This window comes from Mesorhizobium sp. WSM4808 (assembly GCF_055811675.1).
Map to the genome: position 1 here is coordinate 252,719 of NZ_JBVVQX010000001.1, position 14,126 is coordinate 266,844.

The window sequence follows — 14,126 nt, forward strand, 5'->3', positions numbered from 1 at the left end:
GCACCGCGCGCTTATCGGAGTGTCGTCCATGGCCCTTACCAACACTGGTAGTGAGGCAGAACCCGTCGAACAATCGAGCCATTCGGAAGTCGAACAGCACAGCACCAAGGTTCTGATGCTGGGCGCGCTCGGTGTCGTCTATGGGGATATCGGCACCAGCCCGATCTACGCCTTTCGCGAGGCGCTGGTGGCGTCGTCGGGCGGCAATGTCGCCCAGCGCGGCGATATTCTCGGCGTGCTGTCGCTGATCATCTGGTCGCTGACGATCATCGTCACCATCAAATACATCATGTTCGTGCTGCGCGCCGACAACCGCGGCGAGGGCGGCGTGCTGTCGCTGATGGCGCTGGCGCGCGGCAGTTTCCCCAAGCGTTCAGCATTGATGCTCGCTATCGGCATCGTCGGGGCATCGCTTTTCTTCGGTGACGCCGTCATCACACCGGCGATTTCGGTGCTGTCGGCGGTTGAGGGCATGAATGTCGTCACGCCGACCTTCCAGCCCTATGTCGTGCCGCTGACATTGGTCATCCTTGCCATGGTGTTCGCGGTGCAGCGCTTTGGCACGGGCGGGGTGGGATTGGTGTTCGGCCCGGTGACCGCGGTATGGTTCCTGGCCATCGGCCTTTCCGGCCTCAACCACATCATCGCCGATCCGGAAATCCTGTGGGCGGTGAGCCCGCACTACATCGTCGCCTTCCTGATCAATTCGCCCGATGTCGCCTTCGTGACCATCGGCGCCATCTTTCTCGCCGTGACCGGCGCCGAAGCGCTCTATGCCGATCTCGGCCATTTCGGCCGCAAGCCGATCGTGCTGGCCTGGCTGGCGATCGTGTTTCCCTGCCTGCTGCTCAATTATGCCGGGCAGGGTGCCTTCGTGCTGGCCAAGAATGGCGTCGTCGGCCATCCGTTCTTCGAGATGAACGAAGGCTGGACGCTGATCCCGATGGTCGTGCTGGCGACCGCCGCTACCGTCATCGCCAGCCAGGCGGTGATATCAGGCGCGTTCTCGCTGACCAGGCAGGCGGTGCAGCTCAACATGCTGCCGCGGCTCGAAATCCTGCACACGTCGGAGAAACAGTCCGGCCAGATCTACATGCCGCGCGTCAATCTTCTGCTGGCGCTGGTGGTGATGATGCTGGTGGTCGGCTTCGGCGAGTCCAGCAGGCTGGCGTCGGCCTACGGTATTTCGGTGACCGGCAACATGCTGGTGACGACGGTGCTGCTCTATGTCGTCATGACGCGCATCTGGAAATGGCGGCTGTGGGTGGCAATCTCGCTTACGGCGCTGTTCGGCTTCATCGATGTCGGCTTCTTTGCTTCCAACATCGTCAAGGTGTTCGAGGGCGGCTGGGCCTCGCTGGCCGTGGCCTTCACCGTCGTGCTGGCCATGTGGACCTGGGTGCGCGGCAGCCGCTATCTGTTCGACAAGACCCGACGCAACGAGATCCCGCTGGATTTCCTCGCCGGCAATCTGTTGAAGAAGAAGCCTCAGCTGGTGTCAGGCACCGCCGTGTTCCTGACCAGCGATCCGCTCAGTGCGCCAACCGCACTGATGCACAGCCTGAAGCACTACAAGGTGCTGCATGAGCAGAACGTCATCCTTTCGGTGGTGACCGCGCCGCAGCCGGTGGTGCCCGACAGCGACCGGGTCAAGATGGAGACCGTCAACGAGCTGTTCATGCGCGTGACGCTGACCTTCGGCTACATGGAGCAGCCCAACATCCCGCGCGCACTGGCGATCTGCCGCAAGCAGGGCTGGAAGTTCGACATCATGACGACCTCGTTCTTCCTGTCGCGGCGTTCGCTCAAGGCCTCGCCCAATTCCGGCATGCCGGTGTGGCAGGACCGGCTGTTCATCGGCCTGGCCCGCACGGCGGCCGACGCGACGGAGTACTTTCAGATCCCGACCGGGCGCGTGGTCGAGATCGGCACGCAGGTGGCGATCTAGGCACATGCCGGATCGGCGAATGGACTGTGCCTCACGGCACAGTCCATGTCACTCCGCTTCAACCGGCCAGGGCGACCTTGTTCGCCTCGAGGAATTGCTTCAACGTCTTTGGCGTCCTGCCCGAAAGCGACTCGATTGCGTCGGTCACCATGGCGATACGGCCGGCGCGCGTGTTGGCGTCGAACGACACAATGATGCGGGCAAAGTCCTCCGGAACGCCAGCGGCCTTCACACCTTCGGTCAAAGCTTCATCCGGAACCTGCACGACATCGAGCGGCTTGCCGGTGACCTCGCTTACCAGGGCGGCGATCTCGGCCGTCGTGTAGGCCTGCGGGCCGGTCAAGGTGTAGGTTTCGCTTTCGCTTGATGCGGCAACGAGGCCGGCGGCGATCGCTGCCGCCATGTCGTCGCGCGCACCGTGCGCCATGCGGCCGTCGCCGGCGGACGTGTACCATTTTCCCGAAGCGATCGCGTGCGGCAGGGCCATGAACAGGTTCTCCTGGTACCAGCCGTTGCGGAAGATCGTATAGGGGATGCCGCTCGCTTTGATCGCCTGCTCGGTGCCGTAGTGATCATTGGCAAACAGCACCGGCGAAACCGGTTCCGGGTTGGGCATCGAGGTGTAGAGAAGGTGGGAAACACCGGCCTTTTTAGCGGCGGCAACCGCGTTCTGGTGCTGCCTCAGGCGCTTGCCGTGTAGCAGGTCGATCTCGCCGGTCGAGATGATCAGCACCCTGTCGGCGCCCTTGAAAGCAGCCTCCAACGATAGTGTGTCGTCGAAGTCAGCCGCCCTTGTGATGACGCCTCGCGCCGCCAACTCGGCAAGGTTTTCCGGATTGCGGGTGGTGGCGATGATCCGGCCCGCGGGGACCTTGAACGTGTCCAGCAGGTGGTTGATGACGCCGCGGCCGAGCTGGCCGGAAGCGCCGGTGACGAGAAGGGTTTGGGTCATGGAAGATCCTGACGTTGCGCCGCTAAGGCGGTTCGAGTGGCGGTCTCAAAAAGAGACCAGCACTAAAATAGGAATTGACCCAGAGCCGTAAAGAAGGCAGTTTTTCGGGAGGTAGGCACGCGCAGGGAACCAGCGGTGGACAGCAAGATCGTCAATCTGAGATCGAAGTTGGAGGTCTACAAGGCGGTCTCCGGCGGCGGCAACTTCGCCAATTGTCCGGTCCGCGAGGTCATCCAGGGCGTGAGCGGCAAATGGAGCTCGCTGCTGATGATGGCTTTGGCCGAGCAGCCCTATCGCTTCGGCGAGTTGCGGCGGCTGGTGCCGGACATTTCACAGCGCATGCTGACGCAGACGCTCTACGATTTGCAGCGCGACGGCTATGTGCATCGCGAGGTGTTCCCGACCAAGCCGCCGAGCGTCGAGTACAGCCTGACCGATCTCGGGCATTCGATGTTCGGCGCCTTGCATCAGCTGATCCTGTGGGCCGAGCTCAATCATGATGCGGTGCGCGGCGCACGCGCCGATTTTGATGCCGCCCAGGGCTGACCTGCGGCGCAAAGCCGTTGGTGACGGCTTGATTTCGTCCCGCCGCTGAAGGATTGTCCCGGCCAATCCGGCTTTGGGGGCACTGGCATTTCCTATGATATCGCAATTGCAGGCGCCGGGCCGGCGGGACTGGCCGTGGCGCTCTATCTCAAGCGTGCCGGGCATCGGGTCACGGTCTTCGAGCGCTTCGATGAACCGAAGCCGGTCGGCTCCGGGCTGATCCTGCAGCCGACAGGGCTGACGGTGCTGGCCGATCTTGGCCTGCTTCCCGACATACTGGCGCTGGGCAGCCGCATCGACCGCCTGCATGGCGCGGATGCTTCCACTGGCCGTACCGTGCTCGATGTCCGCTACGATGCGCAACGCGGTGGCCGCTTCGGGCTGGCGGTGCACCGGGCGGCTTTGTTCGGCGTGCTTTTCCGCGCCGCGCAGAGCGAGGCGATCGCCATCGAGATCGGCGTCGAGATCGAGGCCCTGGAGACCGGCGAACGGGCGACGCTGATCTGTGGCAACGGGCGGAGGGCAGGGCCGTTCGATCTGGTCGTCGACGCCAGCGGTTCGCGCTCGAAACTGCGCCGCGAAAGCGCTCCAGGCGAGCCGCGGCCACTCACCTATGGCGCGTTCTGGGCCTCGCTCGGCTGGCGCGGCGATGGTTTCGACGAGCACGCGCTGCTGCAACGCTACGACAAAGCGAGCGTGATGATCGGCGTGCTGCCGATCGGCCGGCCGCAGCCGGGCGCTGAAAAGATGGCGGCCTTCTTCTGGAGCCTGAAGCCGTCGGATGCCGATGAGGTGCGCGTTCGCGGCCTGAACGCCTGGAAGGAGAGGGTGGTCCGGCTGTGGCCGCAGAGCGAGGCATACACCAGCCAGATCGACAGTTTCGACCAGCTCTCGCTGGCCCGCTACGGCCACCACACGATGAAGCTTCCGGCCGGTAGGCGAGTGGCCGTCATCGGCGACGCGGCGCATTCCACCAGTCCGCAACTCGGGCAAGGGGGCAACATGGCGCTGCTCGACGCGGCGGCGCTCAGCCATGCGCTGGTGCGGGCGTCAAACGTCGAGGCAGCACTGGAGGCCTATGCGAAGGCGCGGCGCTGGCATGTCCGCATCTTCCAGGCGCTGTCGCTGGCATTCACGCCGTTCTACCAGTCGGATTCGGTGGCGCTGCCCTTCATCCGCGACAGGCTGGTGGCGACGGTGGCAAAAATCCCGCCGGCGCCGCAGTTTCTCGCCTCAATGGTGGCGGGAACAGTGATCGACCCGTTCAAGCGAATTGGGCTGACGGAGGCGAAGTGGCTGGATCGTTTTGGCCAATGAGGCCTGAAAGGTGCGATCCCTTCGCTTGCAGGAAAGCATGCAGGCGCTGCGGATAGTCCGGCGCCACGGCTTGCCTGATCGACGGGCGCTCACTCAACGTTTTGCGCCAGGCTCGGACGAGCGGTTTGCCGTCCAGAATGCCGAAATCACCGATGCGGTCGAAGACATCGAGGTAGCGGAAGACCGGACCGTAAACGGCGTCGACCAGCGAAAAGTGCTTGCTGGCGAACCAGGGTCCGCCGGGCTCGTCCGCCAGCTCGGCTTCGAGGCGATCGAACATGGCGGACAGCGCGCTGGATTCGGCCAGGAAGCCAGCTTCGGTCGAGGCTGAATAGAACCGGCGGATGGCGTTGAGGGTTGCCGAACCGAACTCGATCCAGGCGCGATGACGGGCGCGGGCATAGGGGTCGGCAGGGTGGAGGGGATTGGCTTGCGTCTCTTCAAGGAATTCGAGGATGACGGCCGATTCGAAGATGACCGTTTCCTCGCCATTTCGCTGTACGCGCAGCAGCGGCACCTTGCCGAGCGGCGAGATCGCTTTGAACCAATCCGGTTTGTTGGCCAGGTCGATATCGATGCGCTCGAACGGCACGCCCTTTTCGGCCAGCGAAATCGCGGCGCGCTGCACATAGGGGCAGAGGTGATGGCTGACGAGGATGAGCTTGTGTGCCATGAGGTTTCCAAGGTTAATGCATTTGCATCTATATAGATGCACATGCATCGATCGTCAAGCTTGATGCAAATGCATCTACTGCCTATGCTTGGCCATGACCGAGAAAGCCACGCCTTCGCCAGAAGCCATCAAGGCCTGGGCTCGCCTGATGCGCGTTTCGCGCCAGCTGATGGAAAGCGCTGAAGAAGCGTTGAAGGCCGCCGGCCTGCCGCCGCTTGCCTGGTACGACGTGCTGCATGAGCTCGCTGAGGCGGGCGAGGGCGGGCTGCGGCCGTTCCAGCTCATCGAGCGCACTCTGTTCGCGCAATACAACATTTCGCGCCTGCTGGCCCGGCTCGAGGCCGATGGGCTCGTCGAGAAACTGACGGTGGCCGATGATGGTCGTGGCCAGACCATCCGCATCACCGCCAAGGGCCGCGAGACACGCCGCCAGATGTGGGCTGTCTACGGACGGTCGATCACCGAACTGGTTGGCGCCAAACTGTCGGCGGATGAATTGACCAGGGTCTCCGCACTGCTTGGACGATTGCGCCATCCGCCAGCCTCCGATTAGCGAGGCTTGTCGCGCGGCAACGCATCACTTGCAGATATTTTGCGCCCGCCCTCTTGCGCGCGGCCTCGGATTGCGCAATATGCCGAACCGTAACGTACGGTACGGCATATCGGAATGACCGGTGGCCCGACCTTTCGAGAGAAGAGCGTGTTGCACAGCGTGCCCGAGATCGACACCAGCGAAGCGCTGACAGAGCGACAGAAGGCCGTGCTCGACGCAGCGTTGCGGCTGCTGGTCGAAGAGGGCGATCAACTGACCATGACCGCCGTGGCGCGCCGCGCCAGCTGCTCCAAGGAAACGCTCTACAAATGGTTCGGCGACCGTGACGGGCTGCTGACGGCGACGGTGCAGTGGCAGGCCTCGAAAGTGCGGGTGGCGCCGGTTGACGGCAAGGGGCTCGATCTTGCCTCGCTGACCGCAAGCCTCGAACGCTTTGCCTCGGACTGGCTTAAGGTGATCTCCAGTGACACCTCGATTGCGCTCAACCGGGTGGCGGTCAGCCATGCCGGTTCGGGTAAGGACAATCTCGGCGCCGTGGTGCTTGAGAACGGCCGCTTCGCATTGGCCAAACGGTTGAAGCCGGTGCTTGAGGCCGGCCGACGGACCGGGCTTTTGGATTTTGCGGATGCCGAGACGGCGTTCCGCACCTTTTTCGGGCTGGTCGCCCGCGACGTGCAGATCCGTCTGCTGCTTGGCGACCGGCTGGAATTGACTGAGGCGGCGATCGGCGGCGATGCCGCGCGCGCGACGCAGCAGTTTCTCGCTCTTTTCGGAGCAAAAACCGGGCCGCAGGGCCTCTGATTCATAAAACGGGAAGGAAGACAAAATGCGCGTCTATTACGATCGTGATGCCGATCTCAATCTGATCAAGGGCAAGAAGGTCGCCATCATTGGCTATGGCAGCCAAGGCAGGGCGCACGCGCTCAACCTCAAGGATTCCGGCGCCAAGGAAATCGCCATCGGTCTCAAGGCCGGTTCGGCGACCGCCAAGAAGGTCGAAGCCGATGGGCTCAAGGTGATGAGCGTGGCCGACGCCGCCAAATGGGCCGACCTGATGATGATGGCAACGCCCGACGAGCTGCAGGCCGACATCTACAAGAACGAGATCGCGCCGAATATCCGCGATGGTGCCGCTATCGCCTTCGCGCACGGCCTCAACGTGCATTTCGGCCTGATCGAGCCGAAGTCGACGGTCGACGTCGTCATGATCGCGCCGAAGGGTCCCGGCCACACGGTGCGCGGCGAATACCAGAAGGGCGGCGGCGTGCCGTGCCTGGTCGCCGTCAACCAGGACGCCTCGGGCAATGCGCTCGACCTGGCCCTGTCCTACGCCTGCGGCGTCGGCGGCGGCCGTTCGGGCATCATCGAGACCAATTTCCGCGAGGAATGCGAGACCGACCTGTTCGGCGAGCAGGTCGTGCTGTGCGGCGGTCTGGTCGAGCTGATCCGGGCCGGTTTCGAGACGCTGGTGGAAGCCGGCTACGCGCCTGAGATGGCCTATTTCGAGTGCCTGCACGAGGTCAAGCTGATCGTCGACTTGATCTATGAAGGCGGCATCGCCAACATGAACTACTCGATCTCGAACACCGCCGAATGGGGCGAATATGTCTCGGGCCCGCGCATCATCACCGCCGAGACCAAGGCCGAGATGAAGCGCGTGCTGAAGGACATCCAGACGGGAAAATTCACCTCGGAGTGGATGCAGGAATACCGCGCCGGCATGTCCCGCTTCAAGGGCATCCGCCGCAACAATGACAGCCACCAGATCGAGGAAGTCGGCGCCAAGCTGCGCGCGATGATGCCCTGGATTTCCAAGAACAAGCTGGTCGACAAGGCCAAGAACTGAGCGAAATCCACAAGCGCTCGAAACAGCGGCTTCCAGAACAAAAAACGGCGCCAAGTGGCGCCGTTTTTTCATTCTGCCGGTCGGCTCAGCTACAGGTCAGCTCAATAGGGTGAGTAGCACTGCTGGCGCGGGCCGTTGTAGGGCTGGAAGGTGTTGTCGTAGGCCCGGTACGACCGGTAGCGGTTGTAGCACCATTGGACATGGGCGCTCGAAAGCCGTCCCGCGCGGTAGTAGCGGCGCGGCGCCGGCCGGTCATAGTAGTCGTAATTGTTGTACATGCTGCCGAGGCCAAGCCCCAGGCCAAGACCCAGGATCGCGGCACTCGCGCCATCATCGTAATAACGGCCGCCGCGATAGTGATGGCGACCATGGCGCCAACGCCAGTTGTCTCCACCATTCCAATTACCGCCGCCGCCGTGCCAGTGTCGACGGCCGCCGTCCCAATTGCCCGACCGGCGCCATCTCCAATCGTCGTTGTTGAACTGACGGTTGTTGCCGCCGGCCCAACTGTCGCGAACCGGCGTGACATTCGGCGCCGCCGTGCTGGTGGGTATCGACAGATCCGGCTGCATGATCGGTCCGGCGGCGGACGGTGCCGTGACGCCGGACAGGATACCGAGGGCTATCAGCCCCGATTTGACCGTGGAAGAAAAGAGCGAACTCATTGCACTCTCCAAGAGTTACAGGCCCCACGCCCACCCGAGGAATGAGGCAACAATGGATGTTTGCATCTGAACGGCGGATGAACGGAAAGGTTCCGTCAACCATGACGCGAACGCGCCCAGGACCAATCGATCTCAGATGGTGGTTTTGCGCGCTTGTTTTCCGAAGCACTTGCGGGCAAAGGTCGTGGCATGTCGCTGCGCCTTGCCACCTTCAATGTCGAGAACCTGATGAACAGGTTCGATTTTTCCGGCTATCGCAACCAGCTCAACGAGGATCGAACGCTGGCGCTGTTCGATATCCAGAGCGAGGCGGAATACAGGATCCTGGAGCAGGCCCGCGCCATCGCCCAGTCCGACGACACGCGCCAACTGACGGCGCTGGCAATCGCTGCCACCCGGGCCGACATCATCTGCATGCAGGAGGTCGACAACATCGAAGCGCTGAAGGCCTTCGAATACGGCTATCTGTTCAAGATGGTGGGGCAGGGCTACCGGCAGAAATACACCACATCGGGCAATGATTCGCGCGGCATCGACGTTGCCGTGATGATGCGCAACGAGACCGCGCAGGGCCAGCCGATCGAATTCGTGCGCATGACCAGCCATGCCTATGTCACCTACGAGCAGTTCGGGCTGCACACGCCGGAACTCGAGGCACTGGGCAATCAGGCCAATGAGCGCATTTTCCGGCGCGACTGCCTGGAGATCGACGTCACCGTGGGCGGTGTGCCGCTGACGCTCTATCTCGTGCATTTCAAGTCGATGGGCTCGCCGCGCAACGGGCTCGACGGGCGCGAGGCGACGATGCCGGTGCGCATCGCGGAAGCGCAGGCCGTGCGCCGCATCATCGAGGAGCGCTTCGGTGGGGAGCACGCCGCCAACAAACGCTGGGCGATATGCGGCGACATGAATGATTATCGCCAGCGCGTGAAGGTGGCCGGCGATGCGATCGACGGCTATCGCTTCGAGGTGGTCGACGAAGCCCTGTCCTGCATCAACGTGCTGACGGCAGGCGGCTTTTGCGAAAACGTCGTCGAGCGGCGGCCGGAGATGAACCGCTGGAGTTTTTACCACACGCGCGGACCGGAAGAGCGGCATCTGTGCCAGCTCGACTACATCCTGTTGTCGAAGGGGCTCGCCGCCAGCAACGCAACGGCCGTTCCCGACATCATCCGCAACGGCCAGCCCTGGCGCACCATCTTTCCGCCGGGGCAGGAGGTCGAGCGGTTTCCGCGCGCCGGCTGGGACCGACCGAAGGCATCGGACCATTGCCCAGTGGCGATCACGCTGGACATGACCTGACGCATGAGTTTCGACCTTCCGCGCAACGTCATCCTGCCGGTCGACGACATCGACGTCCGGCTCGATCCCGGTCCGCACCCTTTCGCAAGGGACAATGCAGAGGCGATCGCCGAGAACTGGCAGCACGAAATCGCGGCCAATCCGGCGCTGTTCGACGGCATGGTGGTGCTGCTGTCGCAACTTGCCTACCGCGACAGCCGTCTCATCGGCCGCTGCCATGCGGTCAATTACTCGACGTTCATGCTGTGGCGGAAGCGGCGCGAGAATTCGGGCGTTGAGCATGCCTATGCCCATGCCATGCTGGTGGCCGGCGACAATGCGCTGGTGGCGATCCGCATGGGTCCTCACACAGTCAACGCCGGCCGCGTCTATTTCGCCGCCGGCTCGTTCGAGCCGATCGATTTTCGCGATGGGCTGGTCGACGTCGATTTCAACATGATCCGTGAGGTGCGCGAGGAAACCGGGCTCGACCTGTCAGGTGCGGAACGCGGCAAGCGCTACCATGCCATGTCGACCAGCAGCGGCACGGTGATCTTTCGCCGCTACCACGCGGCGGCGCCTGCCGACGAGATCGCCAGGCGCATCTCAGCCTTCGTCGCCACCGAGACCGAGCCGGAGATCGAGGGACCGGTGATCATCCGCCATGCCGCCGACCTGCCGGATGGGCTCTCGCCGCACATGAAGCCGCTGATCGAGTGGCATTTCGCAAACGGGAATTAAGGGCGCGTCTTGTTCTGCGCCGCGTTGCGATCGTTGCGGGCGGCGACGAGGAACAGGATGAAGCCGATGCCGAGCAAGCCGCCCATCGCCATACCCATGGTCTGGCCGACGACTGCCTGGAAGTCAGCGGTGACGCGATCGGGATTGGCCATGCCGAAGCGGGCGAGATACCACCAGATGCCTGCAAGACCTGCCTCGATGACCACCATCGCCAGGACCAGTCGCGCCTTCTTGCTCATCCCGCATTCCTCCACCCAGGTGAATTGCCCTAGCATCGCGAACGGCGCGGCGACAGCGGCGGGCAGGGTGGAAACACCGAAGACTGTGCAAAACCGGTTGGAGCGCTGGCGCGCTTCCGACCGGGTGCCTATTCGTGCCGCAGCGCGTCGATCGGGTCGAGCCTGGCGCCGCGCAGCGCAGGGAAGAAGCCGAACACCATGCCGATCAGGGCGGAAAAGCCGACGGCGAGCAGGATCACCGCCGGGCTCGGCGCGAACGGGATGGTCAGCGTCACCGCGGCGAGGCCGGCCAGCGCCAGCCCGATCAGGATGCCGATAATGCCGCCGAGCAGCGACAGCACCGTCGCCTCGACCAGGAACTGGATGAGGATGTGCTTTTCATGCGCCCCGATGGCCAGCCTGATGCCGATCTCGCGCGTGCGTTCGGTGACCGACACCAGCATGATGTTCATAATGCCGATGCCGCCGACCAGCAGGCTGACGCCTGCGACGGCGCCCAGCATGCCGGTCATGGTGGTTGTGGCGCTGGCCATGGCGTCGGCGATCTGGGTCATGTCGCGGATGGCGAAATCGCTCTCGCGATCGGGTGTGATGCGGCGCGCGTCTCGCAAGATGTCCTCGACGCGCGGCTGCAACTCGCTGGTCGGCGTGCGGTCGTCGGCGGCGATGTAGATGTTGTCGATGTCGCGGTTGCCGGCGATGCGGCGCTGGTAGGCGTGCAGCGGCATCAGCACGACATTGTCCTGGTCCTGGCCGAAGCCGGTATAGCCCTTGGGCTCGAGCAGGCCGATGATCTTGCAGGAGGTGCGGTTGACGCGGATGATCTCGCCCTCGGGATCGCCGGCGCCGAAGAACTGCTGGCGCACGGTCTCGCCGATCAGGCACACGCCTGTGCCCGAGCGGGTTTCGGAATCGCTGAACGGGCGGCCCGACACCAGCTTCCAGTCGCGCGCATCGAGATAGGCGCTGTCGGTGCCGGTGACGCCCGAGGTCAGGCTCTCGGTGCCGAAGATGACGCGCACCTGTTTTTGCGAGGCCGGCGAAATCGCGCGGGCACCGCTGAGATGCGCCACAAGTGCGGCTAGTTCCTTTTCGGCCAGCGGACGCACCACCTGGTCGAGCCCGCCCGGTCCGCCGGGGCCGGCCGGACGGCCGGAGCGGACCACCAGCAGATTGCTGCCGAGCTTGGAGATGTCGGCCTTGACCTTTGCTGTGGTGCCCGAGCCGATGGTGAGCATGGCGATGACGGCGGCAACGCCGATGACGATGCCGAGCAGCGTCAGGAACGACCGCAGTACATTGCGGCGGATCGAGCGCAGCGAGAGGCGGACGGTTTCCCAGATCATGGCTGTGCGATCTCCAGCTTCCTGGAATCCGAAGCGACATGGCCGTCGAGGAAGCGGATTGTGCGTTCGGCATATTCGGCGACGTCGGCCTCATGCGTGACCATGGCGATGGTCAGGCCAAGCTCGGTGTTGAGCCGGGTGAGCAGGTCCATGATCTCGTGCGTGCGGGCGGTGTCGAGATTGCCGGTCGGCTCGTCGGCGACGAGGAGCGTCGGGCGCGTGACGATGGCGCGCGCGATCGCCACGCGCTGCTGCTGGCCGCCGGACAGCTCGGCCGGCGTGTGGTGCTCACGGCCGACAAGGCCGACCTCCGCCAGCGCCTGCATGGCAAGGTCGCGGCGCTCGCGCGCGGCAACACCGCGATAGATCAGCGGCAGTTCGACATTTTCGGCTGCCGTGGTGCGGGCCAGCAGATTGTAGCCCTGGAAGACGAAGCCGACATAAAGGTTGCGCAGCATGGCGCGGCGGTTGCGGTCGAGCCGGCCGGCGTCGATGCCCATGAAGCAATAGGTTCCGGCCGTCGGCGTGTCGAGGCAGCCGATGATGTTCATCGCCGTCGACTTGCCGGAGCCGGACGGACCCATGATGGCAACGAATTCGCCACGCCGGATCGCTAGATCGACGCCTGCCAGCGCATGCACCTTGGCCTCGCCCTGGCCGTAGCTCTTCCAGACCTTGTCGAAGGTGATGAGGGTCGCGCCCGTAGCCACGGCATCAGCTCCGCTGCTGCGACGCGGTGATGATCTGAGCGCCTTCGTCCAGGCCCGAAAGGATCTCGGTCAGTTCGCCGTCGGTGGAGCCGATCTTGACGTTGACCGGGTGCGGTCGCCCATTCTCCAGCACATAGAGCGTGCGCGAGCCATCGGCGGGCACTGTGGCGGCCTGGCGCTGGCGATTGCCGCCGGGGCGGCCCATGCGGCCGGTAAACAGGTCGCTCAGGCTCCAGCCGCGGGCGGCCTGCTGGACCGGGCGATAGCGGAAGGCGGTGGCCGGTACGGTGAGCACACCCTTGGCCTGCTTGGTGACGACCGACACCGTGGCGGTCATGCCGGGCCGCAGCAGCAGCTCGTTGTTGTCGACCTCGAGCCGCGCATTGTAGGTGACGACGCCGTCGGTGGTGACCGAGGCGTAGGAGATGTCGCGAATCTCGGCATCGAACGGCCGCTCGGGGAAGGCATCGACGGTGAAGCGGGCATGCTGGCCGGACTTGACCGCGCCGATGTCGGCCTCGTCGACCGCCGCCACCAATTCCATGTTTCTGAGATCGGCTGCGATGATGAACAGCACTGGCGCCTGCAGGGAGGAGGCGACCGTCTGGCCTGGATCGACCGAACGCGTCAGCACGATGCCGTCGATCGGCGCATAGATGGTACTCTTGGCAAGGTCGGTCTGCTGCGCCTTGAGGTCGGCCTGGGCAATGGCGAGGTTGGCCTGCGCACTGTCGAGCGCTGCCTTGGAACGGTCGCGCGTGGCGGTTGCTGCTTCAAGCGATTGGTCGGTCGCCATGCCACGCCTGGTCAGTTCGGCGGCGCGCACCAGCGCCTTCTCGTTTTCGGCCAGCGTAACCGTGGCGTCCTCGACATTGGCGGCGGCGGCCTTGGCCGAAGCTTCGGCGCGTTCGATCTGGACCTCGAGTTTCACCGTGTCGAGTGTCGCCAGCACGTCACCCTTCTTGACCTGCTGATTCTCCTCGGCTGAGACCGAGCGGATGATGCCGGACAGTTCGCTTGAAATGTCGACCTGGGTAAGGGGCTGCAGCGTGCCGGTCGCCGACACCGCGACGGTGAGGTCGGCCTTGGCGGCAGGCACGGTGGTGTAATCGATCCTGGCCGGCGAGCCGGCATACCACTGATAGACGCCGAGCGCGGCAGCGAGCACGATCAACGCCAGCAGCGCATAGAGCCAGCCGCGCCGGCGCGACTTTCGCCGACCCGTTCTGTCGAGCCCGAGCGCCGTCTCGATGGCGGAATCCGATTCCGTCTTTGGCAGATTGACAATCTGGTCCACGCTGGACCCCTA

15 protein-coding genes are annotated in these 14,126 nt (G+C 64.1%); 8 read left to right on the forward strand and 7 right to left on the reverse strand.

The genetic code is table 11. From position 1 onward, the window contains the following. Positions 1-28 precede the first annotated feature (28 nt). The gene (locus tag AC0L2U_RS01150; RefSeq protein WP_127272417.1) at positions 29-1,948 is read left to right on the forward strand and encodes a potassium transporter Kup; all 1,920 of its coding nucleotides are present in this window, start codon (positions 29-31) and stop codon (positions 1,946-1,948) included. Positions 1,949-2,006: 58 nt separating this feature from the next. On the opposite strand, the gene AC0L2U_RS01155 is transcribed toward AC0L2U_RS01150, so the two are convergent. Then, positions 2,007-2,900, reverse strand: a complete 894-nt coding sequence (locus tag AC0L2U_RS01155) for an SDR family oxidoreductase (RefSeq protein WP_473601303.1) — start codon at positions 2,898-2,900, stop codon at positions 2,007-2,009. Between the two features lie 135 nt (positions 2,901-3,035). Here AC0L2U_RS01155 and AC0L2U_RS01160 point away from each other — a divergent pair, with 135 nt between their 5' ends. Further along, a complete protein-coding gene (locus AC0L2U_RS01160; protein WP_127269397.1) occupies positions 3,036-3,446 on the forward strand; it encodes a winged helix-turn-helix transcriptional regulator in 411 nt (136 codons plus the stop codon). 135 nt (positions 3,447-3,581) lie between these two features. After that, a complete protein-coding gene (locus AC0L2U_RS01165; RefSeq protein ID WP_292696535.1) occupies positions 3,582-4,763 on the forward strand; it encodes an FAD-dependent oxidoreductase in 1,182 nt (393 codons plus the stop codon). Here AC0L2U_RS01165 and AC0L2U_RS01170 read toward each other — a convergent pair. Then, a complete protein-coding gene (locus AC0L2U_RS01170; RefSeq protein ID WP_127810050.1) occupies positions 4,711-5,436 on the reverse strand; it encodes a glutathione S-transferase family protein in 726 nt (241 codons plus the stop codon). The genes AC0L2U_RS01165 and AC0L2U_RS01170 overlap by 53 nt on opposite strands. 94 nt (positions 5,437-5,530) lie before the next feature. On the opposite strand from AC0L2U_RS01170, the gene AC0L2U_RS01175 reads away from it, so the two are divergent. From AC0L2U_RS01175 to ilvC, 3 genes are all read left to right on the forward strand, one after another. Next, positions 5,531-5,989, forward strand: a complete 459-nt coding sequence (locus AC0L2U_RS01175; RefSeq protein WP_127398663.1) for a MarR family winged helix-turn-helix transcriptional regulator — start codon at positions 5,531-5,533, stop codon at positions 5,987-5,989. 147 nt (positions 5,990-6,136) lie between these two features. Further along, entirely contained in the window at positions 6,137-6,790 is a 654-nt protein-coding gene (locus AC0L2U_RS01180) for a TetR/AcrR family transcriptional regulator (protein WP_127398661.1), read from the forward strand. Positions 6,791-6,815: 25 nt separating this feature from the next. After that, positions 6,816-7,835, forward strand: a complete 1,020-nt coding sequence (gene ilvC, locus AC0L2U_RS01185) for a ketol-acid reductoisomerase (protein WP_013531065.1) — start codon at positions 6,816-6,818, stop codon at positions 7,833-7,835. Positions 7,836-7,936: 101 nt separating this feature from the next. Here the strand turns inward: ilvC and AC0L2U_RS01190 are convergent, their stop codons facing one another. Further along, a complete protein-coding gene (locus AC0L2U_RS01190; RefSeq protein ID WP_127810052.1) occupies positions 7,937-8,500 on the reverse strand; it encodes a BA14K family protein in 564 nt (187 codons plus the stop codon). A 189-nt stretch (positions 8,501-8,689) separates the two neighbouring features. Between AC0L2U_RS01190 and AC0L2U_RS01195 the strand changes: the two genes are divergently transcribed. Both AC0L2U_RS01195 and AC0L2U_RS01200 read left to right on the forward strand, forming a co-directional pair. Next, positions 8,690-9,802: an endonuclease/exonuclease/phosphatase family protein gene (locus AC0L2U_RS01195; protein WP_127810053.1), complete on the forward strand. Its 1,113-nt coding sequence runs from the start codon at positions 8,690-8,692 to the stop codon at positions 9,800-9,802. A 3-nt stretch (positions 9,803-9,805) separates the two neighbouring features. Further along, the gene (locus AC0L2U_RS01200; protein WP_128362810.1) at positions 9,806-10,522 is read left to right on the forward strand and encodes a hypothetical protein; all 717 of its coding nucleotides are present in this window, start codon (positions 9,806-9,808) and stop codon (positions 10,520-10,522) included. On the opposite strand, the gene AC0L2U_RS01205 is transcribed toward AC0L2U_RS01200, so the two are convergent. From AC0L2U_RS01205 to AC0L2U_RS01220, 4 genes are all read right to left on the reverse strand, one after another. Continuing rightward, complete coding sequence (locus AC0L2U_RS01205) at positions 10,519-10,761, reverse strand: hypothetical protein (RefSeq protein ID WP_127328948.1); 243 nt, start codon at positions 10,759-10,761, stop codon at positions 10,519-10,521. The two genes, AC0L2U_RS01200 and AC0L2U_RS01205, sit on opposite strands and share 4 nt — an antisense overlap. A 128-nt stretch (positions 10,762-10,889) precedes the next feature. Continuing rightward, positions 10,890-12,107 (reverse strand): ABC transporter permease, encoded by a 1,218-nt coding sequence (locus tag AC0L2U_RS01210; RefSeq protein ID WP_127322724.1) that lies wholly within the window; start codon positions 12,105-12,107, stop codon positions 10,890-10,892. Beyond that, positions 12,104-12,817: an ABC transporter ATP-binding protein gene (locus tag AC0L2U_RS01215; protein WP_292696532.1), complete on the reverse strand. Its 714-nt coding sequence runs from the start codon at positions 12,815-12,817 to the stop codon at positions 12,104-12,106. The genes AC0L2U_RS01210 and AC0L2U_RS01215 overlap by 4 nt, the downstream gene beginning before the upstream one ends. Before the next feature lie 4 nt (positions 12,818-12,821). Beyond that, a complete protein-coding gene (locus AC0L2U_RS01220; RefSeq protein WP_473601304.1) occupies positions 12,822-14,114 on the reverse strand; it encodes an efflux RND transporter periplasmic adaptor subunit in 1,293 nt (430 codons plus the stop codon). Positions 14,115-14,126: the final 12 nt, after the last annotated feature.